This window comes from Treponema sp. UBA3813, assembly GCA_002368605.1.
Taxonomy (GTDB): domain Bacteria; phylum Spirochaetota; class Spirochaetia; order Treponematales; family Treponemataceae; genus Treponema_D.
Window position 1 is genome coordinate 1 of sequence record DFEB01000072.1, and the last position, 25,335, is coordinate 25,335.

The window sequence follows — 25,335 nt, forward strand, 5'->3', positions numbered from 1 at the left end:
ATGCAAACGAGCGAAGCGAGTATGCACACGGCGAATAGCACAATAAAAAACTTTGATTGTTCAATTCTCCTCTTTTCTCTGTAAAATAAAACATATCCTATAATTCTAAGGAGATTACATGAAAAAATCACTTTCATTTTTTTTTCGCGATGAAGGTCTTCTCCGCACTCGTTGCGCTCAGTCTGACAGGCTGCGCAAGCACAAAAACAGTTTCTGTTTCAAGCGACCAGAACAAGAGCGACTGCAAGTTTGATTTTGGAACGAATGTATCGGCGTATTTTACTGGCACGGCTCCACAAAGGACAGCTGGTTTCAGCAGATTGTGGTTTATGACAAAAATTGGCAGGGCGCAGAAACACAAGGAGAATAAGACATGAGAAAGACTCTTTCTACTATTATATCAATATGTATTCAATAATGCTGGAACCAGCGTCATGGGAACAATTTCAACAGATGTTGAAAAAGACAAAAAAATCGCAGAACTGATGAGCGGAACATGGATTTCATTTGCCACCACGATGACTGGCAAGCATAGTATCTGTCATCTTTCTCATTCCATGAAAATCCGTTAGACTGATTTTATGTTCATTGAAGAAGAATTTTTTGCAAACTACGAGACTCAGGAATCTTCTCTTTTGGAATACGGCTTTGTAAAGAAGGGCGGTATCCTTGTCTACGAAAAGCCCCTTCCTGTCACGGACATGCGCCTTGTCCTTTCTTATGACGACGGCTTTAGCGGAAAGATTTTCGACACGGCAATAGGCGAAGAATACACCAATTTCAGGCGGCCGGGAGCAAGTGGCTTTAGCGCGGAAGTCAAAGAGGCTTTTACCGACGCGCTGAAGGACATCCGCGAGAAGTGCTGCCAGAATCTCTTTTTCCGCTCGGCACAAATGCGCCGTCTCTGCCTTTTTATTAAGGAATCTTTTGGAAGTCAGCCAGAATTCTTATGGAAAAAGCTCCCGATCTTTGCGGCATACAGGCGGAAAGAAAGCGGAAAGTGGTTCGCCCTTACAGGCCTGGTTCCCCGCAACAAGGTTGACCGCGCGTCTCCTTCCCAAGAAAAAATCGAAGTCCTTAATATAAAGATAGAAAAAAGCCGTCTGGCAGAGCTTCTGGCGCAAAAAGGCATATTCGAAGCCTACCACATGAACAAAAAAAGCTGGATTTCAATCATCATGGATGACAGTGCCAGCGATGAAATAATAAAGCCTCTGCTTAGAGAGGCTTATGAGAGCGTAAAACATAATTGAGCAGACTCGTGTTTTTCACTATAATTTCTTTCTATGGAAACACGAAACATTTTTGAGAATCTCTCTTGTATCGACCACCGCTATTCACTTTCAGAAAAAGCGGCTTTTGACGGACTTTCACAGTATATCAGCGAGCAGGCTTCTATCCGCTCTTGCGCAAAATGTGAGGCGGCTTTGGTTAAGGCGCACCTCAAAGTCCGAGGCTCTCTCACCGACGAGCTGGCTAAAACCCTTGACGATGTGGCTAGCAACATCGACCCGGAAGAAGTTTACGCCGAGGAAGAAAAAACAAAGCACAATATCCGCGCCCTCGTCAATGTAATGAAAACAAAAGTCAATGCCGAAATCGGGCCTCTCATTCATTTGGGAGCAACTTCAGTGGATATTTTGGACACAGCCTTGAGCTGCCGAATGAGAGATGTCACAAAAAATGTCGTTCTTCCAGAACTTAAAACTCTCGAAAAATATCTTTGTGAAATCGCCGAGCGGGAATGTGCCACTCCGCAGGTAGGCCGCACTCACGGTCAGCACGCGGTTCCAATCACTTTCGGCTGGAGCATCGCAGAATTCGTCGCCCGCCTGGGAAAATCAATCCTCCGCATCGAAGAGCTTTCAAATGATTTGGTGGGAAAACTGGCCGGTCCTGTAGGAAGCTACAACGGCCCCTCAATGATTGTAAAAGACCCGGAAGAGCTTGAGAGAATCTACACAGAATTCCTGGGACTTAAACCTTCTGAATATTCAAACCAGCTTGTTGAGCCGGAGCATGTTTTACGACTTCTTTTGGAGATGAACGTAGCATTCGGAATCATCGCAAACCTTGCGGATGATTTGCGCAACTTGCAGCGAAGCGAAATCGGTGAGGTTTTCGAGTATTTTGCCTCAACTCAGGTCGGCTCTTCAACAATGCCCCAGAAGCGAAACCCATGGAACAGCGAGCATGTCAAATCTTTGTGGAAGGCAATGTGCCCCCGCGTCATCACATTCTATATGGATCAGATTTCTGAGCACCAGCGCGACCTTACGAATTCGGCAAGCCAGCGCTTCATCGCCGACTATGTTTCAGGCTTTACGATGGCAGTCGCCCGCATGAATTCTGTCGTAAAAGGCCTGCAGGCCGACAAAGAAGGAATGGCAAGAAATCTTCAGGGAGCCGGCGGAAAGGTCAAGGGCGGAGTCCTCGCTGAGCCAGCTTATATTCTCTTGGGAGAAGCCGGAGTCAACGACGGTCACGAAGTTATCCGAAAAATCACTCTGGAAGCCGAAAAATCTGGCAAGACTTTCTTTGAAGTTCTCAAAACCCACGAGGAAGCCTTCGCAAAAATCACCGCCCAGCTTGAAAAACTGGGAATCGAAAATCCGGCAACCTTCTTCGAAAATCCGGCGAATTACTGCGGTCTTGCTGCTGTTAAGTCAAAGCGACTTGCCCAGAAATACGCTAAGCTGATGAAATAAATTTCAGACGCGGATTTACGCAGATTAACGCGGATGTTTTTAACTAATTCATCTGTGTGCATCTGCGTTCGTCCGCGTCAATTTTAAACCAAAACCGCAAGTTTTCCTGGCAAAACTTCAAATTTCACGCTGTCAACATTCCCCACAAGCTCTCCGTCCGTGTGAAGGATGCTTTTTTCATTTGAGCGCAATTCCAAAGTCTTACAGTTACGAAGATAAAATCCCTTTGATTTAGAGTGAAGCCCCATGCACAAAAGTGGAAATTTAAAGAAAGTGAGGATTTTGGGAACGCCCGCCGCCATACAAACCGAAAGTTCTCCGTCATCCCCCCGTGCCTTCGGAGACATGGGAACGCCCCCCCCCTCTGCCTTAAAATTCATGGCAGCGAGGAAAATCAGCTTGTTGAATTTCATCGGCTCCTCTCCGTCAAAAGAAAGGCTGACCTCATAAGTCTTCATCGTAAAAAGCGTTTGAATCGTAAGGACGGCATAACTCAACTTTCCCAAATGCAGCCAGTTGAGGATTTTTTTGATTTTCGCCTCGTTGATTCCAGTTCCCACGATTGCGTCCAAGCCAAAGCCAGAGCTGATTCCAAAAATCCGCGAATCCCCGGTAGAAAGCACGGTGCTCCTTCCCAAGTCGATTTTTTTGTCGCCCTTTGAGTTCAAAACAATGTCCAGAGCCTTTTTTGGATTGTGGCGGGGAAGTTTAAGCCCGCGGGTAAAATCATTGCCGCTTCCGGTTGGAATAAGGCCAAGCTTTACGCGGGAAAAATCTTTGATTCCGTTCAAAACCTCGTTAATGGTTCCGTCACCGCCAACCACCACGATTCTAATGTCATCTTCGGGCAACTCCGAGATTTCCCTGGCGATTCGCGAGGCATCCCCCACGCCCTGAGGAACGCGCACTTTAAATTCAACATGTTTTTCGTTCAACAACGCGCGGATTTTATTCCATTTAAGAAAAGCCTTTCCGCTCCCCCCGTGGATATTTACGATGAAATGATACATGGAAATATTTTAATTCATCTTTGCTTTTTCAGCAATCTTTACTATATTTATACTATTACTTTAAAGGAGTTCCTTTATGAAAAAAATCGCGAAAAAATCTCTGGTCACTATCATCGTGCTGGCTCTTCTTGTCCTCACGGCTTACGAATCATATTCAGTTGTCGCCCCCAATGAGCGAGGCGTTCAGGTCATGCTGGGCGAAGTCACGGGCGATGTTCTGGAGCCAGGAATGCACTTTCATCCGCCCTTTGTCAGCGTCATTAAAAAATACTCAATCGTTCCAAAAGGCATGAATGTCACCTTCTCTGTGGGAAAGGACGGCGCAATCACAAAGGACATGCAGACTGTCGGCTCACAGGTCACGGTTTTCTACCGCTACGACGGAACCAAAATCATGGATGCCGTCAAAAAATACAGCGAGTCAATCCTTGAAAACGCAATTACCAGAAGCCTTGTTGCAAGCGTAAAAGAATCCGTCGGAAAATACTCAATTTACGAGCTTGTAGAGAATCAGGACAAAATCACCAGCGATGTCAATGTCGCCCTCAAGGAAAAACTTGCAGAATATCCCATCGAAGTCACCCAGCTCACAATCTCAAACTGGGACTGGAGCGAGGACTTTGACAAGAACATCAAGGAAACCATGAACCGCACCCAGCAGGTTCGTCAGGCAGAGCAGGATTTGAAGCTGGCCGAGACCAACGCCCAGAAGCAGGTTGCCGAGGCAGAGGCACAGAAAAAGGCCGCCGAGCAGACCGCCGAAGGAGAGCTGATTAAAGCCCAGAAAGCCGCCGAGGCAAAGCGGGTGGAAGCAGATGCCCTGGCCTACTACAACTCAAAGGTTGCTCAGAACTATCAGGTCGAAATCAAACTCAAGGAACTTGAAATCGAGCTTGAAAAAGCAAAGAAATGGGACGGCCGTCAGGTTCCCGAATATGTCCCGTTAACAGCCGCCGGCACAATCGTAACGCTGCCAGAGGCAAAAAAATGATTCAAATTTTTGACACAACAGACAAATTTCCCTTGCAGAAAATCGGCAAGATGGCGGGAGTTTGCTGGAACAGCCCTATTGACTCAGCGGAAAAGAACATCAAGCGGGCAAAAGACTGCATCACCAGCGGACACGGCCGCGTCCTTGAATATGTGGACATTGAGCTTTGCATTTCAGGCTTTTCTGCCCGCGCCATCCGGGAGTATTACACCCACATCGGCGGAGGCCCTACCCGACTGCAGGAATCAACGCGCTATGTAAACTGCGAGAAATTCGACTACTACCTTCCACCCACTGCCGCAAAATCTCCTGAGGCAAAAAAGGCTTACGAAGACTGCATGGAGCAGATTCGAAAAAGCTATGCCGCCCTCATGGAAAAAGGCGTCTCAAAGGAAGACGCGGCCAACATCCTCCCCTTGGGCATGATGACTAAAATCGTGGACAAGCGGAATCTCCGCAACATGATAAATCTCATGAACCAGCGGCTTTGCACAAGGGCCTACATCGAAATCAGGAACATGGCAAACGAAATCAAATCTGCTTTGAGCGAATATTCAGAAGAATGGAAGTGGATTTGCGAGAATCTTTTCGTTCCCAAGTGCGATGTGACAGGCTTCTGCACCGAAACGAAATCTTGCGGTCGCCGCCCGAAAAAGGAAGTTGCCGAACCTATGCCAAAATAAAGCGCGACAACACTATAGCTCGGAAAAGCAAAAAAAGAGGCGGAATCGGGGTTCTGCTTAGCACTTTGTGCGTCAAACTCGCCTGAGCTTTGCTCACTGCGATGTTTGGGGCAGGTTCCCGATGGAAGCCTCTTTTTTTTGTTTGGTGAAACTAATGCTGTTGAACGTGCTTTATTTCTTAGCCAGAACAGTGTTTCCCGAACCTGTTGAATAGAAAGCAAGGACTTCTGTAGAGAATTTGCTTTCAAGATGAACGCGGTAGTTCGAGATTTTTGCTACATAGTTGAGAGTGTGCTGGGGAGTTTTGTTCTGCTTTACGCGAGAAGTACCAGCATTGTACATTGCGAGGGCTGTGATTTCGTTTCCGGCGATGTCCATGCAATAACGCAAGTGGCTCATTCCGTATTTAGCGCTCACTTTCGGATCAAAGAATTCATCCTCAGTGAGTTTTGGGAATGACGCGCTGTTAAGCTGGAAAAGCCCCCGGTCAATCGTATGATTTGTATTTGAGTTGACTGCATTCGACTTGAAACGACTCTCAACATAAGCAAGAGAGAAAGCAAGGGAAAGCGGGATATCGTTTTTGTCGGCGTTCTCAAGGATTGCAAGGGCAACTTCACGGCTACTGGTGACATGAGTGTAAAACCACTCAACCGCTGGGCGAGATTGTGGCTGGCGGTATAAAGCCAAGCCTTCATCATCTTCTGGAGAATAATCGTCAGCATATTCTGTCTTAAAGCCGGCCTCGGCAAAATATTCCTCTGTAAAGTCCATGCTGTTGAGCATTGAAAAATCTGGAATTTCTTTTACTGACGACTTATTCTGTTCGGCATTTGAAGGAATGAGCATAAAAACAAGCATACAAATCGCAAGCAAAAGAGAACTCAATGCTACTGTTCCGCCGAAAATTTTGGCATTAAAAGAATTCATGGGCATTATAATTGCAAAAAAACAATCGTTAGTCAATGGAGATTTTAGAAATTTTTTGAATTTTTTATGCTTTTTATCAATTTTTTCGCATTTATTACGCTATTTCGCAGGATTTTCGCTTTTATACTAAAATATTACAGTTAGTATAAAACAAGCTCACTTTCTCCATTTTTTCTAATAAAGAAGCAATACTGCTGGTGCTTTGCAGAAAGTTCTTCAATATAAAAGGCTCGCTGATCAAAAATCTCTTCTGGAATGGCAAAACCAATCACACTAACGCAATCCTTGATTCGGCGGGCGCAATGCTTCATAGCGGCTGTAAACTGCTCGTATCCCGCATTTTTGTCAAATATCGGCTCAATGAAGACGAATTGCCCCTTTTCTTCCAGAGCCTTTAACTGGTCTCGGAGCTTAGCCAAAAAGTCCTCTTTATATTCTTCGGCCTCGCCCTCAACTTCGCTCCATTTAACAGGAAAAGCCTTCCCCTCAAGGGAAACCGCCTCTCCTGCCATCGTATATAATTTTTGATTTTCTACTTTAAATAATCGTTCTAATTTCATAGGCAAATTATAGCATTTCTTTTAAAAAGAAAAAATCCCCGCTCTTGCAGGGACTTTTCAATTCAAAGACACTCAACTCTATTCTGTTAAGATTTTAATGACTTCAGCCTTGTCCTGAGTGTTCAGGATTTGTGCGCGTTTTTCTGCGCTCTTGAAAAGCAAGCTGACTTCAGCAAGGAACTGAAGGTGAGGGCCGGTTTTGTTAATCGGTGAAAGTGTCATGATGAAAATGCGGCATGGCTCCTGATCCAAAGAATCGAAATCGACCGGATTGTCAGAAATACCAATACATGCAACCAAATCAGCGACAGTGTCAGTTTTACCGTGGGGAATAGCAATTCCATGCTTCATGCCAGTTGACATTTTGCGTTCGCGGTCAAGCACACATTCGCGAGCCGTAGCCTTATCTGCTACTTTTCCAGCCTTGATAAGAATGTCAAGCATCTCATCGATAATTTCTTCTTTTGTCTTACCTTTGAGGTGCAATTCTACTGTGTCAGGTGTTAATACTGTTTTTAAGTCCATAGCTTTAGTGTAAATTCCATTAAGGCAAAAGTCAAGTAAAAATAAGGATAAAAGAAAGAAAATTTCGGGCGCATTTTTTTTGCTCTTTGTTAATATGTGGTTTCTTTTTCTGATTTTTGCTAGAATAAGCGAATGAATTCAATTGATAAATTTCTTTCAGACATTCAAAAAACTGTAAAATATGACCGTGCTAACAACGGTGGTCACTACGACGCAAAACGCGCCTGCACTCAAATCGCAAAACTTTTCGCAAACAACAACCGCCACATCGACTCTCTGGCCGTCTCAATCAGCGATTACTGGCTAAATACATACATTTTAGGCTCTTCGGATTTAGAAAACGAGCCCAGCGAAGAAAACATTGAGCGAATCAAGGCCTTCCAGTCTTTCGTTGACAGCGATGACAGCGCAGATTTTTCAGTTCTCACTGCCGACGACTGGGAAACACTCCGTGACTTCGTTGATGACGAGGCTGAGAACCTTGATTTGGACGCTCTTCAAAACATGATGAACTTGATTTTGCAGAACGGCGCACTGGAATAATTTTGACGCAGATGAACGCAGATTCACGCAGATAGAAAATTTGACGCGGATGTGCGCAGATGAACGCGGATAACACCTATAGAACTTGTAAAAGCAGATGAATGATTTATACGAAAACTGTCTTCAATGTCCTCGAAAATGCGGGGTGAACCGAAAGGAGGCCCTTGGATTTTGTAAAGAGCCTTCTCAAATCCGCATTGCCGTCGCCTGCCTGCACTTTGGCGAAGAGCCTTTGATTACAGTCCACGGCGGAAGCGGCACAATTTTTTTGACAGGCTGCAATTTGCGCTGCGCTTTCTGCCAGAATTACCAAATCAGCCAGCAGGGAATGGGAGCATCTGTCTCAAAAGAAGAATTCGCCGAAATCTGCCTGCGCCTTGAAGATGCTGGTGCCGAAAATATCAATCTCGTTACGGGAAGCCACCACATTCCGGCTCTGGCGGAAGGCTTGACCGAAGCAAAAAAGCGCGGGCTTAAAATACCAATCTGCTGGAATTCCAGCGGCTACGACTCAGTAGAAAGCCTAAAAATGCTTGAAGGCTTAGTCACAATCTGGCTCCCCGACCTTAAAACATTGAGCCCTGAGCTCTCAAAATCTCTCTGTGCGGCAGAAGACTATCCAGAGCGGGCAAAAGAAGCCCTCAAATGGATGATAAGCCACAATCCCCTGAAACTCACCACTGTCAAAAAAGAAATAGATGGCAAGCTGGTAGAAAAAGACAAAATCTTGCAGGGCGTAATCGTGCGCCATCTCTTTTTGCCGGGAAAATTCTTTGAGACCGCCGATGTCTTGCAATGGCTTAAAGAAAACGCCGACGGAAAGGCAATCATCTCCCTCATGAGCCAGTACACTCCGGTTCCTTTCAAAGACAGTGAGGAAAATCTCGCCAAACGAAAAAAAGCACTTTCTTCTATAGAAAACCGCCTCGTAAACGAAAACGAAGACAGGGATTTGCGGGATTTAATCGAAGCCTACGACTTTGACTATCTTTTCTATCAGGATTTGTGCGCCGACACAGAATGGCTCCCCGACTTTGAGCGAACACAGCCTTTTAGTTATAAGCTGGCAAAACCTATCTGGCACTGGCACCATGGATGGTGCTTCGCAGAAAGCAAATAAATTCCGCGGGAATGACCAATAAGTTCAAAAAGTGTCATTTTCGGGCTTGACCCGAAAATCACGGGCAGGAGATTGCCGCATCAAGTGCGGCAATGACGTGTTGCCAAGTCGGGCAATGACTCATACTTATTGGACAGCCCCGGCACGACCGAAATGTGCGCATTGGAAATACGCTTTTATTTGAGAATTCCATAATCCTGTATTATAATTATAAAATGATTTTAAACAAAACTGGTCTTGCCGTACCTCTCTCAGCTTTGCGGACTGAAGATTCTCCTGTCATCGGGGAATTTTCGTCTTTAATTGAATTTGCGGATTTTGCAAAAAAGGCCGGGCTTTCCATTATTCAGCTTCTGCCGGTTCTCGATACGGGGGCGCAGAGTTCTCCCTACTCTTCACTTTCGGCCTTTGCCCTTCATCCCATTTACATTCAGATTTCGGCGACCAGTGAGTTTCAAAATTGCATCCAAAGTGACGCGGGCTTTAAAAAACTATATGAAGAATTTCTTGCCCGCAAAAATGACGAGCGCTTTGATTATGATTACATTTTAAGCACAAAAGAATTTCTCCTCCGAAAAATCTGGGCGGCAACGATTTTCCGTGGCGGAAAGATTATCACCGACGCAAAAAGCGCCTTCTATTCTTTCATCGAAAAAAATATCGACTGGATGCCATTTTACTGCGTCTACAAGTATCTCAAAGAGAAATATCAGCAGGCGAGCTGGAAGTCATGGAAGAAAGAACACAAAAAACTCTCAAAAGACGAAATCCTCTCTATATGGAACGATGAAAGCCTTCAGCCTCCCCTCCTCTTTTTCGCCTGGGAGCAGTACATTGCCTTCAACCAGTTTAAAAAAGCCAGCGATTATGTAAAATCTTTGGGAATCACCCTCAAAGGTGACATTCCCATTCTCCTAAACGAAGATTCCTGCGATGTCTGGGCTTTTCCGGAAATCTTCAATCAAAAAATGCGGGCAGGCTCTCCTCCGGACGGCGACAATCCCTCAGGCCAGAACTGGGGGTTTCCCTGCTACGATTTTACAAATCAGGAAAAAGACGATTTTGCATGGTGGCGCAGGCGAATTTCTCTTGCCTCGCAGTTTTTCGGCGCATACAGGCTCGACCATATTCCGGGATTTTTCCGCTTGTGGAGCATTCCCGACGGCGAATCCACGGCAGAATTGGGCCACACCGACCCCTATTCAGCCATAAGCGAAAGTCAATTGATAAAAGCGGGCTTTTCAAAAGAGAGAATTCGCTGGCTCAGTCAGCCCCACCTTCCCACCGAAGATTTTATCCGTCTTATCGGGAATCCCGACACGACCAGAGAAATTCTTGGTCTCCTCTGCGACAGAATCGGCCGGGAAGAATTATGGCTTTTCAAATCCAGCGTAAAAAGCGAGGCCGACATCCGAAAAATCAATCTGGACAAGTACAATATCGACGAGTCAATTCAAGTGGAGATTTTTAACAGGCTTTGCCGCTGGTGGCGGAACAGGACTCTCATCGAAATTTCAAAGAATAAATTCATCCCCCTCTGGAAATACGGCGACACAAGAGCATGGAACACGCTTTCTGGCGAAGAAAAATCTCTTTTAAGCGAACTTTTTGCTGAGAATTCAAAAAAACAGGAAAAAGTGTGGCAAAAACAGGCCGAAAAAATCTTCACTGCCCTTAAAAATGAATCTGATATGGTCATCTGCGGCGAAGATTTGGGCGTGTTTATCCCCTGTATGGAAAAAGTTCTCGACAAATTCAATATTTTGGGCTTAAAAGTCTTCCGCTGGTGCAAAAACTGGGAAAAAGAAGACCAGCCCTTCCAGGATGTTCACACATTCCGCCGTCTCAGCGTCGTCACTTCCAGCGTTCACGACTCAAGCACCCTCAGGGAATGGTACGACAAGGAATTAAAGCGCATTTTAATCGACATTCCACACTCCTACTCAGACTTTTTTATCGATGATTCCCGAAAATCTGAAAGAAATTACTTTCTCATCGAAAAAAACAGCCCTAATTTCTCTGAAAAATTCGACCCTAAATCCGCTGAAAGCCATCTCTCCATTTTCGCAGAGTCCAGCGGTGCATGGTTCATTCCGCCTTTGCAGGACTGGCTTTATCTCGATTCAAAGTATTACTCACAAAAGGCAGAGGATGAGCGAATCAATATTCCGGGCACGGTGTCAAAATTCAATTGGACTTGGCGCATGACTCCCAAAGTCGAAGAATTGTCTTCTGACAAAAATTTAATCGAAAAAATCAGAAAAATCGCAGAAAAACACGACAAATCGGAGAGGTACGGTTATGAATAAAAGAGAATTGTACAAAAACGGCCCGAAAATCACGGAAATCGGTTTGGGAACATGGCAGCTGGGCACAAAATGGGGCGAGCCTTTCAATGCAGAAGAAGCGCAAAATGTCCTTGAAGAAGCCCGCTTAAATGGAATCACCCTTATCGACACGGCTGACTGCTACAACGGAGGAAACAGCGAGCGGGCAATCGGCTCTTTTCTCAAAAAACATCCTGACGGCGAAAAAATCACGGTGGTCACAAAATGCGGACGCTGCTTAAATCCCCACACAGCAGAAGGCTATAACCGGGAGAATATCACCCACTTTATCGAAGGCAGCCTTTCCCGCCTTCAACTTGAACAACTGGACATGGTTTTGCTCCACTGCCCGCCCTCAGAAGTTTTCTCAAAGGATGAGTCTTTCGAGACCATGGAAAATCTCAAAAAAAGCGGGAAAATCGCTTCCTATGGCGTAAGCGTCGAAAAAGTGCAAGACGGAATCAAGGCAATGGAATACGGAATCAGTGCCATTGAGGTAGTCTTCAATATGTTCAGGCTCAAGCCCCTTGAAGAACTTTTCCACATCGCAAAAAAGAAGGGAGTGGGAATCATTGCGAGAGTTCCACTGGCATCCGGCTTACTTACGGGACGCTACAACGAAAACACCACCTTCGGCGAAAAAGACCACCGCACCACAAACAGGAACGGCGAGCGCTTTGACAAGGGCGAGACTTTTTCGGGAGTTGATTTCAACACGGGATTAAAAGCCGTTGCCGAGCTAAAAAATCTTTTCAAAACCGAAGACTTAATTCCCTACGCCCTCAAATGGATTTTGATGCATGAAGAAGTGAGCGCGGTAATTCCGGGAGCGAGCAAGGCAAGTCAGGTTTCTTCAAATGTCCGCTCAGCAGAACTTCCGCCGCTTACGGATGAGCAAATGAAAGGTGTAAAGGAAATTTACGACAAGTACATAAGGGAAAGCGTCCACCAGAATTGGTAAAAGAACCGTCATAATCTCTCTTTTTTCGTGCAAGATATAGATTTTGTGCTATAATAGAATTCGCTTTAAAATCAGACTTGGGAGATTACAATGATTTATTCATATAACGAATTCCATATCGCAAAAGCTGTCCGAGACGAATGCAACTTTTCAGACGGACTTTTCGCCTCCAGCGGAAACGTCGTGCTTAAAAATATCCGGGCCGTGCGTGACTTCCAGACTCGATTCAATGAATATCTCATTCGCAATAATAAAGCGCAGATTTCAGCAGGCACTTTAAATGCCATGGGTTTACTGGACGAAATTTTCCACCTTGCCTGCTACACTTACCGCCGCCAGAAATATCCCAACGCCTTTAAGGAATTGCTTTCGGATTTACAGGCCTCTTTCGGAAAAGAGACAATCCGCAGGATGATTCTTGATTTCTGCGCAGAGTTTCCGCCCACCGAAGTTTATAAAGGTCACATTTCCATTGAAGATTACTTAAATCTTGAGCTTACCGAAAAAAAGACCGGCCGCACCCGCACAAACTGGGAGCAGACTCTCGAAGAGATGATTATGCTCCATCTCGACAACGAAAACCCAGCCTTCAAGCCTTTCATTTCTCTCTTTGATGACTCAAATCTTAGGAAAAACCCGCAATGGGAAGAAATCTGGAAGCAGACTCAGGCCTATTTCAAAAAACTGCCCTACTGGGGCACTTTCGGCCACGATTTGGTCTCATTCCTGCGGGAGCCGGTCAACTTTGCCCCCGATAATCTGCAGGAGCAGCTGAACTATGTCCGCGTCCATTGGGCTGACCTTCTCGTTCCGGGAGAGGGTGAGGGCGAAGATTACTGGCTCCGCCGTCTTTTAGCCGGAAGCGACCTTCTTTCTGAGGAATGGAAACCTGCCTGGCACCCCACAAACGGCGGAAGTCCTGACATGTCTCCTCCGAATTACGACTACCTCATGCGGGAATACGAGCGTTTTTCCGACGACAAGGAATGGATGCCCCGTGTCGTCCTCATGGCAAAAACCGTTCTCGTCTGGCTCTACCAGCTTTCAAAAAAATACGGTCGTGAAATCAACCGCCTCGACCAAATTCCTGATGAAGAGCTTGATTTACTCCGCGACGAAGGCTTTACCGGCCTCTGGCTCATCGGTCTATGGGAGAGAAGTCCTGCCAGCCGCACAATCAAACAGATTTGCGGAAACCCAGAGGCGGCGGCTTCGGCCTATTCTCTGGATGACTACGAAATTGCATGGAACTTAGGCGGCTGGGATGCTTTGGCGAATCTCCGCACCCGTCTCTGGCAACGAGGAATCCGACTTGCAAGCGACATGGTTCCAAATCACACCGGTATGGATGCAAAGTGGGTAGTTGAAAAGCCTGATTTATTCGTTCAGCGGCGGGACAATCCCTTCCCACAGTACACTTACAACGGCGTGAATTTAAGTCATGACAACCGGGTGGCAATCTACCTTGAAGACCACTATTACTCAAAAAATGACTGCGCCGTCTGCTTCAAGCGAGTCGACACTCAGACAGGCGACACCCGCTACATCTACCACGGAAATGACGGCACTGGAATGCCCTGGAACGATACTGCCCAGATTGACTTTTTAAATCCTGTGGCCCGCGAGGAAGTCATGCAGAAAATCCTCCATGTGGCGAGAAACTTCCCGATTATCCGCTTTGACGCGGCCATGGTTCTGGCAAAAAAGCACATCAAGCGTCTCTGGTACCCTGAGCCCGGAAAAGGCGGCGACATCGCAACGAGAAGTGAATTTGCCCTTACGGCACAGCAGTTTGAAGAGAGAATTCCGAATGAATTCTGGCGTGAAGTCGTTGACCGTGTTGCAAAGGAAGTGCCTGACACCCTTCTTCTGGCCGAGGCTTTCTGGATGATGGAAGGCTACTTTACCCGCACCCTTGGAATGCACCGTGTCTACAATTCGGCCTTCATGAACATGCTCAAAAAAGAGGAGAACTACAAGTACCGCCAGACGGTCAAAAACACAATCAACTTTGACCCGCAGATTTTAAAGCGATATGTAAACTTCATGAACAACCCTGATGAAGAGACGGCTGTGGCTCAGTTCGGAAAAGGCGACAAATATTTCGGTGTCTGTACCCTCATGGCAACGATGCCGGGTCTTCCTATGTTCGGTCACGGTCAAATCGAAGGCTTTGAAGAAAAATACGGCATGGAATACACGAGAGCTTACCGGAACGAAAGCCCTGACCAGTATCTTGTTGACCGCCACAAGCGGGAGATTTTCCCCCTCCTTAAAAAACGCTATCTCTTTGCAGGGGTGGAAGACTTCCTCTTCTATGATGTCTGGGATAACGGCAGCGTAAACGAGAATGTATTTGCCTACTCAAACAGATGTGGCTCTGAATACAGCGTCGTCTTCTATAACAACAAGTACGAACGCGCCCAGGGCTGGATTAAGCAGTCATGCGAATATGCGGTCAAAACCGGAAGCGGCGAGAACGACAAAAAACTTGTCACCCGCTCGATTTCCGAGGGCTTGGGACTTTGGGGCGAGGAAGACTTCTACATGATTTTCCGCGAAGACCGAAACAATCTCTGGTATATCCGAAAATCCAAGGACATCTGCGACCAGGGTATGTTCATCGCCCTCAACGGCTTTGAAACCCAGATTTTCATGGATATAAGGCAGGAAAAGGACACGGACGGTTCATTAAAAGAACTTCACGACTTTTTGAACGGAAAGGGAACGCCCGACCTGCACACAGCATGGCAGGAACTCCACTACAAAAAACTCTATCAGGCTTTCCAAAATGTCATCGGAAACGAGCTTTGCACGAGCCTCGGAACGCTTAAAATGAGCGCGAAAGAGCTTAAAGCCGAAGGATTGAAGAAAGCCACGGCGACAAGCGTCAAAAAACTCATTGAAAAGCCGCTGGAATATTTCTACGAAGTGGCAAATGAATTCGCAGAAAAGGAATACCTTGAAAAAGAGAGCCGAAAGCGTGAGGAAGAAAAAGCCGCCCTTCGCACCTGGTATGAAGAGGAAAAAGCGAAATTAGAGGCAGAAAAGACGCAGACAGACGCAGAAAAGGGCAATTTTTCTAAAACGGCAAAAGTTTCCAAATCAGCTAAGAGCGCAAAAGGCGGAAAGAATGCTACTTCTGGCGAAATTGCAAAGAAAGAAAAGGCTCTCAAAGTTGAATATGAGAAAAAACTTTCTGCCATCGAAAAGAAGGTGGCTAAGTTTACGAAAATTGCAGTTCCCAAGTCACTGGCTTTCCCAAAAGGAAAGAAAATTAACAATGAGGAAGTATATCTCTATATTTACTCTGCTCTCGCGCCCCTTGCCCAAAGCGGTTTTGCCCGAAAATGGAGCTTACAGCGAAAGATTGCGGAATTCACAGGAAACACGAAAATCGGCAGCATGGAGTCTTACAATTTCTTTGACAGAGCCTTTGCCCTTGCAGAAGGAAAAGAGCCTTCCCTCACGGAAAAAGCGGCAAAAGAGGACGCTCTTCTTGTCGCAAAAAAATTGGCTGGCTCAAACGACGCATGGCTTTTATCAGGAGCCAACGAATATAACGGCGTAAGATGGTTCAACAAGGAAAAGATGGAGGCTTCCCTCGCCCTCTACAAGGCAATTCTTGAATTGGGAGCAAGTGCGGCAAAGAAAGCGGCAGTGGACTCTCTCTTTAAGAAACTGAACGCGGCAGAGAAGAAAGCCGAATACAAGTGCGAGGAATTCGTAAAAGCCTTTGAGCCTAAGGGAAAGAAAAAATAAGGGGATTTTAAGGGGTAGGATTTCTACCCCTTAGGAGAGTGGGTAGCCCACAACGAAGTGCGGGCGAAGGGAGAGACTTCTCCCTTTTTATAATTCATCGGCCATTGTGAGCAAAACTTCCTCGGCCGTTGCTGCACAAGGGCGGTCAACGCTTGTGTGACGCAGAGCCTCTGCAATTCTCTCTGGCATTTCCGGCGCTTCTCCCAGCGTGTGACGGATATATTCTGCTTTTAGGGCAGGATGATCTCGCATTACAAGCACAAGGCTGGCATCATCTTCGTCAATGACTTCTTTTCGCTTAAGAGCGGCGGCATAAGCCTGACTCGTTGATTTATCAGCATAGACATTGTAATCCTTAAACAATTTTCGACAGGCCTCATCCGCTTCTTCGGAAGAAACTTGTGCCGGATAGATAAAATGCCTGAGCATAAGGGCACTCGTTCCAAAAATCTCTTCCAATCGCTCAAGATTTGAGGGGCTTGCAGGATCAGCATTCCCGCGTTTTTCAAGCTCAACGATACTGTCCATAATCTCACAGTTTCCTGCCAAATCAACTTTAATCTCATCTGTTGTGGGGCAGATAAAGCCGTTCAACGGAAGGGAAAGTCGCCAGGAATACAGGCCCGCAACAAGATTTGAGTAATTTCCGCAGGGCATGGCATAAAAAATATCGCCGTTCACTTGATTTTTAATTCGGCTGAAGGCATAGGGATAGAAAAACATCTGGGGCATAAGCCGTCCGATATTCGCCGTGTTCGCCACCGTAAGATGATACTTTTCAACAAAGGCATGGTCAGCAAAAATCTCCCGGACAATTTCATGACAATTATGCTCAGTTCCGTCAACCTCGATTGGGAGGACATTTCCCCCGTTCCAGACAAAATCTGATTCTTCAAGGCCACGCACAAATCCCCGCGGATAAAGCAAAACAGCCTTCAAGTGCTTTTTCCCCCGGATGGCGCGGGCAAGGCTGGCTCCCAATTCACCAACTGTGGCGTCCAAAAAAGTAGCCGTCTCGCCATTCATTGTGAGCATAGTTTCAAGAGAATTAACGAGATAAGAAATGCCGAAATCTTTATGGCTTCCCGTGGGAGTGTGATACAACTCCAGCGCAAAAAGATTGTTATCAAGGCGACGGACTTTCGGCGAGAAAGGAAAAGCCTTTGTCGCAATCGTTTCACAGATAATAGGAGAAAATTCGTCGTTTATGCAGGCAGATGTAAGGGCTCCGGCAATGCTTGAAAAAGTCGTTTTTTCGTTTGTGTACAAAAGCCACTTTCGCAAGTCGGCGAAATCTTCTGGAATATACAAGCCGCCATCGATTGGCATACAATCGAGTACAGCGTTATAGAAATTTACCTTGTTTGAAGAATTCCGCGTGCTGTTTAATTTCATTATTTCCCCCCTGCCCTATTCTTGAAAATAAATTATTTAAGTTGCAATCGTGCGTATGCGCTTGCTGTGTTTACAAACTGAAAAACATCTGGAACTTTTTTATAGAATGCCCGTTTTACATACACTTCATCAGAAAGACCTATGCGGACGCTTTTTGAGACGGCAAGTTCTGCGCTGGCGTTTGCAAGCCCAATCCATTCCCAGCCGCTCGATGAAGCCGGCACATCGTCTTGAAGCTGATTGTAAAAATCATACATTGCATATCCCTGGAAGCCGAAATTTATTGACGAGCCTTTTTCGTTAATGTAGCGCATTTTTACAACCGCCATAGGGCCTGTAGTCATATTGTAAGTACGGAAGACGCCTACATCAGCGGGAAGAACATTAAGCGATTTTCGGTGATAGTAATAATAATCGGTGGTACCAAGTGCATTCCATGCTCCATGAAGCTGCCACTCAAAGTCGGAATGCTCAAATCGTAATCTTTGCTTGATTGCAAGCCCCGGACCGAGAGATGATAACTGATAAAATTGATGCCAGTCAAAATTGTATTCCATCGCAAGACCGAGTGTAGTGTCAATGTTTTCGGAAATCTTTGGAGCACGAGAAAAAAGCAAACCGTTGCTATTAATTCTAATATGATACATGAAATTTTTGTCGATGTCAGAATAAGCACAATCAGCTCCCTCTCCAGAACCAGCACCAACAGAAGCGCCAAAATCAAGTTCAAACTGAGAATAAGGAGAATTTGAATCATGACCGTAAGGATCATTGTAAACAACGCAGATCATAACAGAACCAAAAGCCGGGAAAACTTCATTTTCTTTGTAAAGACCTTCAAAAACAGGCGCATTAATTATTTCTGTGTGAGTCCGTGTCGTGCCGCCGCCGAATTTTACGCTCAATTCATGGATATTACCAGTCGTTCCCAGTGGTTTTTGCCGAGTCCAGCCCTGAGTCCATAAGCGCATAGGGTTAATGGCAAAACCGAGAAGACTTGAAACTTCATCAGCTTCCAAAGAAAGACGGTAAAGCATTTCACCCACAGCAAAAGATCCCACGGTCGTGTAAATCATGTCGTTGGTTGACGGTGCATTCGTCTCACACAAATATTCCCAAATGGCAGAACCAAGCAAAGTAACGCCGAAAGATTCAAAATAGTTGAGGTTCGAGCCGCGGGCAGACATATAGTAAAGGCTTCCCTGATAAGGATGAAGAACATAATTTGTCCAATACCAATCGCAGTCATATTTCATCTCTCTTTCCCAAAAGTGCCCCCACTCATTCCAGCCAGTCTGCGCCCATGCAGAACCGAGACACCATCTGTTATAAGACGACAAGCCCAGATTAAAAAAAAGCATACCTCCAATCGCCGTAAAATAATGCTTTTTGCCGTCATTCTCGTGGAGCCAACCGGAAGAAGAGCTTGTTGCCGCCTGGGGAGAAAATGTTATGTCAGAATCAGACGATTGCGCCCACAAAAGAGAATTTGAAATAAAGATTAAAAATAAGAATAGAGAAAAGAATTTTTTCATTTTAGAATATCCGATTTTCACTTTTATATTTTCTTGATGATGATGCAGCCATTGTGACCGCCAAAGCCCAAACTTGCGCTCGCTGCCACAGTGACATCACACTTTACGCCCTTGTTTGGTGTGTAATCCAAGTCACAGCCACCTTCGACATCCTGATTTTCGATATTGATTGTGGGGGGAATGAAGCCCTCGTTGATTGCCTTGACACAGAAAAGCGCTTCGATTGCTCCAGCAGCACCTACCAAGTGACCGGTCATGCTTTTTGTTGATGAAATGTGCAATTTTTTTGCATTTTCTTCACCGAAAGCAAGTTTGAGCATGGCTGTTTCGCCAACATCATTTGCATGAGTTGAGGTTCCGTGAGCATTGTAATACTGGACATCGGCCGGTGAAATTCCAGCGTCATCAAGGGCTGCTTTTACAGCAAGGGCCGCGCCACTTCCGTCCTTGAGAGGTGCGGTGATGTGGTAGCCGTCACAACTTGAACCAAAGCCTGCGACCTCAGCGTAGATTTTTGCCCCGCGTGCCTTTGCGTGCTCATACTCTTCAAGGATGAACATTGCCGAACCTTCTGCCATAACAAAGCCGTCACGGTCACGGTCAAAGGGGCGGCTCGCCTTTTGAGGACAATCGTTGAATTTTGAGGCCAAAGCCTGCAACTTAACGAATGTTGCGATTGAAAACTCAGAGATTGCGGCCTCAGTCCCGCCTGCAAGCATTACATCACAACGGCCAGAACGAATCAAATCTGTCGCAAGCCCAAGAGAATCCGTGCCTGAAGCGCATGCCGTGTTAATTGTCCATGAAAGCCCCTGAAATCCGTAGTAAATGTTTACATTTGCGGCCGCTTCATTTGAAATCATCAGTGGGGTCGTGAGAGGGGGAAGCCTGTCAGGTCCTGCAGCAGGATCACAGAATTTGACAAAGCCAGCTTCAGTCGCGTCGATTCCGCCTAAACAGCAGCCAACCATAACGCCCATTTTTTCGCTTTTGAGCGTTTCGCCAGTATATCCTGAATCAGCAATTGCCTGTGCGCTTGCCGCCAAACAGAATTTTGAAAACCGAGCCATTTTCCGTGTGGCTTTTGAATCGATTCCATATTTTGTAATGTCAAAATCTTTTACTTCTGCGGCGATTTTTACCGAAAGACGGCTTGGATCAAAAAGCGTGATGTTTGATATTCCACACTTTCCGTTTTTTACACTATTCCAAGTCTCTTCAACTGTATTTCCAACAGGAGAAACAACTCCCAACCCCGTAATAACTACTCTTCGTCGTGACATAAAATCCCCTCTAAAAAAAATATCCACAATACAATAGATATTGCGGACAGTATACTAGAAATTGCTGATTATGTCATCGGCAAGAGTTTTTAATCTTTTGAAATGCGCTTGTTGTCATCAAGCAGGAGACTATTTTCCTCTGCATACAAAAGGCAGCGCCGTTCCCAATCAGCACCACCTTTTTCATCAAATTCTTTAAGCCACAGTGTCCAATTCTTTAATTCGAGGCGGCCACTTACAAAATCACGGACTCCGTCTTCATAGAAATCTTTTAATTCCTTTGAAATTCCTGGAATGTTCACTGCAAGAGTCCATGGACATTTCTGCATTTGGCGGAGAATCTTAAAGGCACTCATCTCTTTTCCAGTTTTTGTATGCCATGTTGGATAGCGAGATTCCAGCTCTTCATTGCTATTATAAAAAACAAGATTTCGAAGCTGAAGCAAAGGCGCAGCAGCTTTTTGAGTATATGCAAAATCAGGATTAGGCAAGCCTTCGGTCGTGACTTTACCTTCATCATTAAGCATATAGTTTACGGCTTCTTCTCCGTAGGCAACAATTGTGTAACCGTCAGTGCTCATCCATTCAAGCAGACGAGCAATGACAGGTAATTTTCCAAGTTCCTGAGCACGGCGAGAAACAGCATAAGTTCGGTATCCAGGAGCATAAGCACCAACAGATGATTTGCCTTCCGGACCAACAGGAGGATTAATCAAAATCCACTCACCATAAGGATATTTTTCATCAAAATCTTTATAATTTGATTCAAGAGCAAAAGCCGCATTCTGTTCACGCATCATACCGAACCTGCCAGCTTTCCATGCGGCACGGAAATCATTTTTGCTATATGTAGCCCAGCCCGGATCAATAACCCTTTCCTCAACCAACTTGTGAAGATATTCCAAAGCCTGCAAATACTCCGGTTTATGAATGTTCAAGCCTGGATTTGATTTGCTCGCATTAAAAGTTCCTTCTACACCGAAAGCACCAAAGAAAGGAGCAAAACGACAGCCCAAGCCGTCTTCGATTGCACGAATGTCAATGTAAGCACCGTATCCGTAAGTATTAGCAATACCATCGCCATCAGGATCACTTACAGTGAAAGCTTTCATGACATTATAGAAGTCATCAATAGTTACAGGAACAGAAAGACCGAGTTTATCAAGCCAGTCCTTTCTGATAAGGATGCCTTCGTTTCGGTCAACCGACCCTGACTGTGAAAGACCATAAGAAACGCCATCAAAAGAAGAAGAAAGCCGAGCGGTCTCATCATACATCATTGCAGTGCGCTCAGGCATAAGCGGATACAATGAATCAACTCGCGCAACCTTGTTCTCTTTTACAAGCGTACTCAGAACATCACGGTTTACCATAAAAATATCAGGCAGAGAATTTGTACGGGCAGCTTCCATAATCATTTCGGTCTGTTCATCTTTGTTTGAAGGAAGAGGTACTGTTACAAGAGAAATACCCAAGTCTTTTTCAACATGGTCAATAAGAACACTATCATGAGGAAGAGGTGCAGCGTCGCTTGAGTACGGACTATACCATAATTCAATCTGGTTAAGTTCTCCAATACCCTCAATATCGATTCGTTCACAAGCAGTCAGCAAAACACCTGTAACCAAAAATAAAGAAATGATTTTTGCAAATTTTTTCATGGATAAATCCTTTTTACTTACTTCTATATATTATCGGCGAGAAATTGAATAAAAGCAAGATTAGATTGAATCCAATGCCTGTTTTAAATCAGCGATAATGTCCTCGGTAGCTTCGATTCCGCAAGAAAAACGAACCATATCAGGCCCGACTCCGCAGGCGACAAGCTCTTCATCGGTAAGCTGACGGTGAGTTGCCGAAGCCGGATGAAGGACACAAGTGCGGGCATCTGCGACGTGGGTCGCAATCATGGCAAGCTTTAAGTGCTTCATGAATTTTTCTGCGGCAGCCCGTCCGCCTTTTACGCCAAAAGAAACGACACCACAAGTTCCATTTGGCATATATTTCTGAGCCAGGTCGTGATATTTGTTGCTTTTAAGGCCGGGGTAATTTACCCAAGCGACATTTTTGTGGCTTTCCAAGAATTCTGCCACGGCCTGACCGTTTGCGCAGTGCTGCTTCATTCTGACTGGCAAAGATTCAAGTCCAAGATTGAGCATGTATGCGTTCATAGGGGAAGGAATCGAGCCAAAATCCCGCATGAGCTGGGCGGTGCATTTTGTGATGAAAGCTCCTTCCTTGCCGAATTTTGTGGCGTAGGTGATTCCGTGGTAGCTTTCGTCAGGAGTGCAGAGACCGGGGAATTTTTCGGCATGAGCCATCCAGTCAAATTTGCCTGAGTCCACGATACAGCCGCCGACCGTGGCGTCGTGACCGTCCATGTATTTTGTGGTTGAGTGAGTTACGATGTCAGCTCCCCATTCAAAGGGACGGCAGTTAATCGGCGTGGCAAAAGTGTTGTCCACGATGAGGGGAACGCCGTTTTTGTGGGCGATTTTTGCCCATCGCTCGATGTCAAAGACCGTAAGGGCAGGATTTGCTATTGTCTCGCCAAAAACAGCCTTTGTGTTGGGCTTGAAAGCCGCCTGAATTTCTTCGTCACTTGCGTCCGGGGAAATGAAAGTAAAATCAACACCCATTTTGCGCATGGTCACATTGAAAAGATTGAAAGTTCCGCCGTAAATAGAGCTTGAAGCGACGATGTGGTCTCCGTTAGAAGCAATGTTGAAGGCAGCGAAGAAGTTTGCCGCCTGACCGCTGGATGTGAGCATAGCCGCGCTTCCCCCCTCAAGGGCACAGATTTTTGCGGCAACCATGTCGTTTGTCGGATTCTGCAAGCGGGTGTAGAAGTAACCCGAAGCCTCAAGGTCGAAGAGTTTTCCCATGTCCTCGCTTGTGTCGTATTTGAAAGTCGTTGACTGAATAATCGGAATCATGCGAGATTCGCCGTTTTTTGGCGTGTAGCCTGAGTGAATGCATTTTGTTGCGTTTTCCATTTTTTTCCTCGTAAAGTTATTTTATGATAAAACACAAAAATAATAAACCACAGATACAGGGAAAAGACATTATAAACCGCCTTTCCTAAAAATAGCTCCCAGTCGTGAAAACGGTTTATCGAAACCGCATGCTAGCATGCTACACTCGTTTTGTGCTTGTAACTATATACATTTGCCGCTCACGCGGCAGCACAAAACAAGTGTTTTCGTAAGCCGTTTCACTTCTTCGCGCTATTTTTAACAAAAGAAAAATAAAATGTCTTTGCCCTGTAACATAGATTACACAGACTGTCTTTTCTGTTCGGCGAGCGTATTCCGCTCCCAAAAAACTCCATCGCGATAGCCCTGAATCGACTTGTCTTCTTCGGCACGATTGAGCCTTTTTTGGGCGTAAAGGCAATATTCTTCGCTCAGCTCAACTCCCAAAAAAGAGCGGCCAAGTTTTTTTGCCACCACGCTGGCAGTTCCGCTTCCAAGAAAAGGATCAAAAACCAGGTCTCCAGGACGGGAACTTGCCAGAATCAGCTTGGCGTAAAGTTTCTCTGACTTTTGCGTGGGATGGTCGGTGTTTTCTGGCATTGACCAGAAGGGAATGGAAATGTCATCCCAGAAATTACCCGGATAAGTGAGGCGGAAATTGCCCTCATCGCTTTCTTCCCAGTCTTTTGGCCGGCCGTTTTCTTTGTATGGGGCAATCACCCGCCGCTTTTGCTTGACGGACTCCACATCAAAATAGTAATCATCGGGATTCTTGACCGCAAACCAGATGTCTTCCATGGAGTTTTTCCAGTTTGAGGCCGCCCCCCTGCCCTTTTCTCTCTGCCATGTGATTCGGTTGAGAACGGTAAGCTCTTTCTGAACAGCCCTTTGTAATGAGGAAGTGCATTTCCAGTCGCCACAGATGTAAAGGGAGCCATTTTTCTTCAATTTTTTGCAGACCAAAGGAAACCAGCTCGCAAGATACTCGTCATAAGCTTCTTCCGACCGGGCGTTAAAAACCTTGCCGCCAAAACTTTTCGTGAGATTATAGGGCGGATCGATGATGATAAGGTCGGCGAATTCATCGGGCAATAAGGGAAGAGCCACCATCAAGTCAGCATTTATCGTCTTATTGAGGATTTTTGAGATAAGGCCGGAAGATTCCTCCTCGGAAAAAGAAGACAAATCTTCTATTGTAAGGACTTCTTTTTTAAGGAGAGGAATTTCAGATTCTTCAAGGGTAAGAGTTCTGTTACGCGGGGCTTTTTCTTTCATCGTCGCCGTCTTCCACGCTGAGAAATCATAAGAATCCGTACAAAGGAAGCGATTGCGCTTAAAGCACTGGCCACATAGGTCATGGCCGCAGCCCACAAAACATTCCGTGCGCCGGCGATTTCCTCATCATCAACAAAAACATTGGCTTCTTTGAGGATTTTAAGCGCCCGCCAGGAAGCGTCGAACTCAACCGGCAAGGTGACAAGATAAAAAAGAGTCGCCCCAGCAAACAAAAGCAGGCCTATATCAGTGACAAGTTGCATCACGGGAAGATATTGCTCAGCCTGAGCCGAATAACCAAAACCGATTCCCAAAAGAACCAGCAGAGGACCGAGCCGAGAGCCTAGATTTGCCACAGGAACAAGGCTCCGGCGGAAATTAAGGGGAAAATAGCCCACATTGTGCTGAATGGCGTGCCCTGTCTCGTGAGCCGCAACGCCCACCGCCGCGATAGAAGAGCTGGCATAAGTCGCGTCACTCAAGCTCAAGATTTTCGTTGTAGGATTGTAATTGTCAGTAAGATTTCCGTGAATGTGCTGGATTTTAACATCAGTGATTCCGTTGGCACGCAGCAGAATTGCAGCGGCTTGGGCTCCGGTAACTCCCCGCTTAGTCTGCACGCGGTCATATTTTGCAAAGCGAGACTTAACCGCCGAGGAAGCCCAAAGCCCCAAAAGCAAAGCCAGCAAGGCAAAAATCAAATAAGTGTAATCAATTCCGTAATACATAGGGTAATTATAAATAAGCAAGGA

Annotated in this window: 22 protein-coding genes; 11 read left to right on the forward strand and 11 right to left on the reverse strand. The window is 45.8% G+C overall.

Annotated elements, in window-relative coordinates; genetic code table 11:
• Positions 1 to 118 precede the first annotated feature (118 nt).
• The 4 genes from B2089_RS10780 to B2089_RS10795 all read left to right on the forward strand — a co-directional run bounded on the left by B2089_RS10780 (position 119) and on the right by B2089_RS10795 (position 2,708).
• Positions 119 to 253 carry a hypothetical protein gene (locus B2089_RS10780; RefSeq protein WP_296324073.1) on the forward strand — a complete coding sequence of 45 codons (135 nt, stop codon included), beginning with the start codon at positions 119 to 121 and terminating at the stop codon, positions 251 to 253.
• A gap of 181 nt (positions 254 to 434) precedes the next feature.
• Positions 435 to 572: a hypothetical protein gene (locus B2089_RS10785; RefSeq protein WP_296324076.1), complete on the forward strand. Its 138-nt coding sequence runs from the start codon at positions 435 to 437 to the stop codon at positions 570 to 572.
• Positions 573 to 581: 9 nt separating this feature from the next.
• Entirely contained in the window at positions 582 to 1,253 is a 672-nt protein-coding gene (locus B2089_RS10790; protein WP_296324081.1) for an MmcQ/YjbR family DNA-binding protein, read from the forward strand.
• Between the two features lie 33 nt (positions 1,254 to 1,286).
• The gene (locus B2089_RS10795; protein ID WP_296324084.1) at positions 1,287 to 2,708 is read left to right on the forward strand and encodes a lyase family protein; all 1,422 of its coding nucleotides are present in this window, start codon (positions 1,287 to 1,289) and stop codon (positions 2,706 to 2,708) included.
• Positions 2,709 to 2,791: 83 nt separating this feature from the next.
• Here the strand turns inward: B2089_RS10795 and B2089_RS10800 are convergent, their stop codons facing one another.
• On the reverse strand, positions 2,792 to 3,718 hold the full coding sequence (locus tag B2089_RS10800; protein WP_296324086.1) for a diacylglycerol/lipid kinase family protein: 927 nt from the start codon (positions 3,716 to 3,718) through the stop codon (positions 2,792 to 2,794).
• Positions 3,719 to 3,794: 76 nt separating this feature from the next.
• Here B2089_RS10800 and B2089_RS10805 point away from each other — a divergent pair, with 76 nt between their 5' ends.
• Positions 3,795 to 4,709 (forward strand): prohibitin family protein, encoded by a 915-nt coding sequence (locus tag B2089_RS10805; protein ID WP_296324089.1) that lies wholly within the window; start codon positions 3,795 to 3,797, stop codon positions 4,707 to 4,709.
• Complete coding sequence (locus B2089_RS10810; protein WP_296324092.1) at positions 4,706 to 5,392, forward strand: FAD-dependent thymidylate synthase; 687 nt, start codon at positions 4,706 to 4,708, stop codon at positions 5,390 to 5,392. The genes B2089_RS10805 and B2089_RS10810 overlap by 4 nt, the downstream gene beginning before the upstream one ends.
• A 171-nt stretch (positions 5,393 to 5,563) precedes the next feature.
• On the opposite strand, the gene B2089_RS10815 is transcribed toward B2089_RS10810, so the two are convergent.
• From B2089_RS10815 to B2089_RS10825, 3 genes are all read right to left on the reverse strand, one after another.
• Positions 5,564 to 6,322: a lytic transglycosylase domain-containing protein gene (locus B2089_RS10815; RefSeq protein WP_296324095.1), complete on the reverse strand. Its 759-nt coding sequence runs from the start codon at positions 6,320 to 6,322 to the stop codon at positions 5,564 to 5,566.
• Between the two features lie 140 nt (positions 6,323 to 6,462).
• Positions 6,463 to 6,882 (reverse strand): hypothetical protein, encoded by a 420-nt coding sequence (locus B2089_RS10820; RefSeq protein WP_296324099.1) that lies wholly within the window; start codon positions 6,880 to 6,882, stop codon positions 6,463 to 6,465.
• Between the two features lie 78 nt (positions 6,883 to 6,960).
• Positions 6,961 to 7,407: a PTS sugar transporter subunit IIA gene (locus B2089_RS10825; RefSeq protein ID WP_184658930.1), complete on the reverse strand. Its 447-nt coding sequence runs from the start codon at positions 7,405 to 7,407 to the stop codon at positions 6,961 to 6,963.
• A gap of 132 nt (positions 7,408 to 7,539) precedes the next feature.
• On the opposite strand from B2089_RS10825, the gene B2089_RS10830 reads away from it, so the two are divergent.
• From B2089_RS10830 to B2089_RS10850, 5 genes are all read left to right on the forward strand, one after another.
• A complete protein-coding gene (locus B2089_RS10830) occupies positions 7,540 to 7,950 on the forward strand; it encodes a hypothetical protein (RefSeq protein ID WP_296324102.1) in 411 nt (136 codons plus the stop codon).
• A gap of 97 nt (positions 7,951 to 8,047) precedes the next feature.
• Positions 8,048 to 9,070, forward strand: coding sequence for a radical SAM protein (locus B2089_RS10835; RefSeq protein WP_296324105.1), 1,023 nt, complete (start codon positions 8,048 to 8,050; stop codon positions 9,068 to 9,070).
• Positions 9,071 to 9,285: 215 nt separating this feature from the next.
• Positions 9,286 to 11,379, forward strand: coding sequence for a 4-alpha-glucanotransferase (locus tag B2089_RS10840; protein ID WP_296324107.1), 2,094 nt, complete (start codon positions 9,286 to 9,288; stop codon positions 11,377 to 11,379).
• Complete coding sequence (locus B2089_RS10845; RefSeq protein WP_296324111.1) at positions 11,372 to 12,358, forward strand: aldo/keto reductase; 987 nt, start codon at positions 11,372 to 11,374, stop codon at positions 12,356 to 12,358. Before B2089_RS10840 ends, B2089_RS10845 begins: the two co-directional genes overlap by 8 nt.
• Before the next feature lie 90 nt (positions 12,359 to 12,448).
• Positions 12,449 to 16,120: an alpha-amylase family glycosyl hydrolase gene (locus B2089_RS10850; protein ID WP_296324114.1), complete on the forward strand. Its 3,672-nt coding sequence runs from the start codon at positions 12,449 to 12,451 to the stop codon at positions 16,118 to 16,120.
• Between the two features lie 87 nt (positions 16,121 to 16,207).
• On the opposite strand, the gene B2089_RS10855 is transcribed toward B2089_RS10850, so the two are convergent.
• The 7 genes from B2089_RS10855 to B2089_RS10885 form a co-directional block, all read right to left on the reverse strand.
• The gene (locus B2089_RS10855; RefSeq protein ID WP_296324116.1) at positions 16,208 to 17,515 is read right to left on the reverse strand and encodes a pyridoxal-phosphate dependent enzyme; all 1,308 of its coding nucleotides are present in this window, start codon (positions 17,513 to 17,515) and stop codon (positions 16,208 to 16,210) included.
• 32 nt (positions 17,516 to 17,547) lie between these two features.
• The gene (locus tag B2089_RS10860; RefSeq protein WP_296324118.1) at positions 17,548 to 19,050 is read right to left on the reverse strand and encodes a DUF3943 domain-containing protein; all 1,503 of its coding nucleotides are present in this window, start codon (positions 19,048 to 19,050) and stop codon (positions 17,548 to 17,550) included.
• A gap of 23 nt (positions 19,051 to 19,073) precedes the next feature.
• Positions 19,074 to 20,333, reverse strand: a complete 1,260-nt coding sequence (gene fabF / locus B2089_RS10865) for a beta-ketoacyl-ACP synthase II (protein WP_296324120.1) — start codon at positions 20,331 to 20,333, stop codon at positions 19,074 to 19,076.
• Between the two features lie 89 nt (positions 20,334 to 20,422).
• The gene (locus B2089_RS10870; RefSeq protein ID WP_296324123.1) at positions 20,423 to 21,994 is read right to left on the reverse strand and encodes an extracellular solute-binding protein; all 1,572 of its coding nucleotides are present in this window, start codon (positions 21,992 to 21,994) and stop codon (positions 20,423 to 20,425) included.
• A gap of 60 nt (positions 21,995 to 22,054) precedes the next feature.
• A complete protein-coding gene (locus tag B2089_RS10875; protein WP_296324125.1) occupies positions 22,055 to 23,329 on the reverse strand; it encodes an O-acetylhomoserine aminocarboxypropyltransferase/cysteine synthase family protein in 1,275 nt (424 codons plus the stop codon).
• A 279-nt stretch (positions 23,330 to 23,608) separates the two neighbouring features.
• The gene (locus B2089_RS10880; RefSeq protein ID WP_296324128.1) at positions 23,609 to 24,583 is read right to left on the reverse strand and encodes a DNA-methyltransferase; all 975 of its coding nucleotides are present in this window, start codon (positions 24,581 to 24,583) and stop codon (positions 23,609 to 23,611) included.
• Positions 24,580 to 25,311, reverse strand: coding sequence for a zinc metallopeptidase (locus B2089_RS10885; protein ID WP_296324133.1), 732 nt, complete (start codon positions 25,309 to 25,311; stop codon positions 24,580 to 24,582). Before B2089_RS10885 ends, B2089_RS10880 begins: the two co-directional genes overlap by 4 nt.
• Between the last annotated feature and the right edge of the window lie 24 nt (positions 25,312 to 25,335).

Bases quoted from the DNA above. Each gene is read 5' to 3' on its own strand.
- B2089_RS10780 (WP_296324073.1), top strand. From the start codon at position 119: ATGAAAAAATCACTTTCATTTTTTTTTCGCGATGAAGGTCTTCTCCGC.
- B2089_RS10785 (WP_296324076.1), top strand. From the start codon at position 435: ATGGGAACAATTTCAACAGATGTTGAAAAAGACAAAAAAATCGCAGAA.
- B2089_RS10790 (WP_296324081.1), top strand. From the start codon at position 582: ATGTTCATTGAAGAAGAATTTTTTGCAAACTACGAGACTCAGGAATCT.
- B2089_RS10795 (WP_296324084.1), top strand. From the start codon at position 1,287: ATGGAAACACGAAACATTTTTGAGAATCTCTCTTGTATCGACCACCGC.
- B2089_RS10800 (WP_296324086.1), bottom strand. From the start codon at position 3,718: ATGTATCATTTCATCGTAAATATCCACGGGGGGAGCGGAAAGGCTTTT.
- B2089_RS10805 (WP_296324089.1), top strand. From the start codon at position 3,795: ATGAAAAAAATCGCGAAAAAATCTCTGGTCACTATCATCGTGCTGGCT.
- B2089_RS10810 (WP_296324092.1), top strand. From the start codon at position 4,706: ATGATTCAAATTTTTGACACAACAGACAAATTTCCCTTGCAGAAAATC.
- B2089_RS10815 (WP_296324095.1), bottom strand. From the start codon at position 6,322: ATGAATTCTTTTAATGCCAAAATTTTCGGCGGAACAGTAGCATTGAGT.
- B2089_RS10820 (WP_296324099.1), bottom strand. From the start codon at position 6,882: ATGAAATTAGAACGATTATTTAAAGTAGAAAATCAAAAATTATATACG.
- B2089_RS10825 (WP_184658930.1), bottom strand. From the start codon at position 7,407: ATGGACTTAAAAACAGTATTAACACCTGACACAGTAGAATTGCACCTC.
- B2089_RS10830 (WP_296324102.1), top strand. From the start codon at position 7,540: ATGAATTCAATTGATAAATTTCTTTCAGACATTCAAAAAACTGTAAAA.
- B2089_RS10835 (WP_296324105.1), top strand. From the start codon at position 8,048: ATGAATGATTTATACGAAAACTGTCTTCAATGTCCTCGAAAATGCGGG.
- B2089_RS10840 (WP_296324107.1), top strand. From the start codon at position 9,286: ATGATTTTAAACAAAACTGGTCTTGCCGTACCTCTCTCAGCTTTGCGG.
- B2089_RS10845 (WP_296324111.1), top strand. From the start codon at position 11,372: ATGAATAAAAGAGAATTGTACAAAAACGGCCCGAAAATCACGGAAATC.
- B2089_RS10850 (WP_296324114.1), top strand. From the start codon at position 12,449: ATGATTTATTCATATAACGAATTCCATATCGCAAAAGCTGTCCGAGAC.
- B2089_RS10855 (WP_296324116.1), bottom strand. From the start codon at position 17,515: ATGAAATTAAACAGCACGCGGAATTCTTCAAACAAGGTAAATTTCTAT.
- B2089_RS10860 (WP_296324118.1), bottom strand. From the start codon at position 19,050: ATGAAAAAATTCTTTTCTCTATTCTTATTTTTAATCTTTATTTCAAAT.
- fabF (WP_296324120.1), bottom strand. From the start codon at position 20,333: ATGTCACGACGAAGAGTAGTTATTACGGGGTTGGGAGTTGTTTCTCCT.
- B2089_RS10870 (WP_296324123.1), bottom strand. From the start codon at position 21,994: ATGAAAAAATTTGCAAAAATCATTTCTTTATTTTTGGTTACAGGTGTT.
- B2089_RS10875 (WP_296324125.1), bottom strand. From the start codon at position 23,329: ATGGAAAACGCAACAAAATGCATTCACTCAGGCTACACGCCAAAAAAC.
- B2089_RS10880 (WP_296324128.1), bottom strand. From the start codon at position 24,583: ATGAAAGAAAAAGCCCCGCGTAACAGAACTCTTACCCTTGAAGAATCT.
- B2089_RS10885 (WP_296324133.1), bottom strand. From the start codon at position 25,311: ATGTATTACGGAATTGATTACACTTATTTGATTTTTGCCTTGCTGGCT.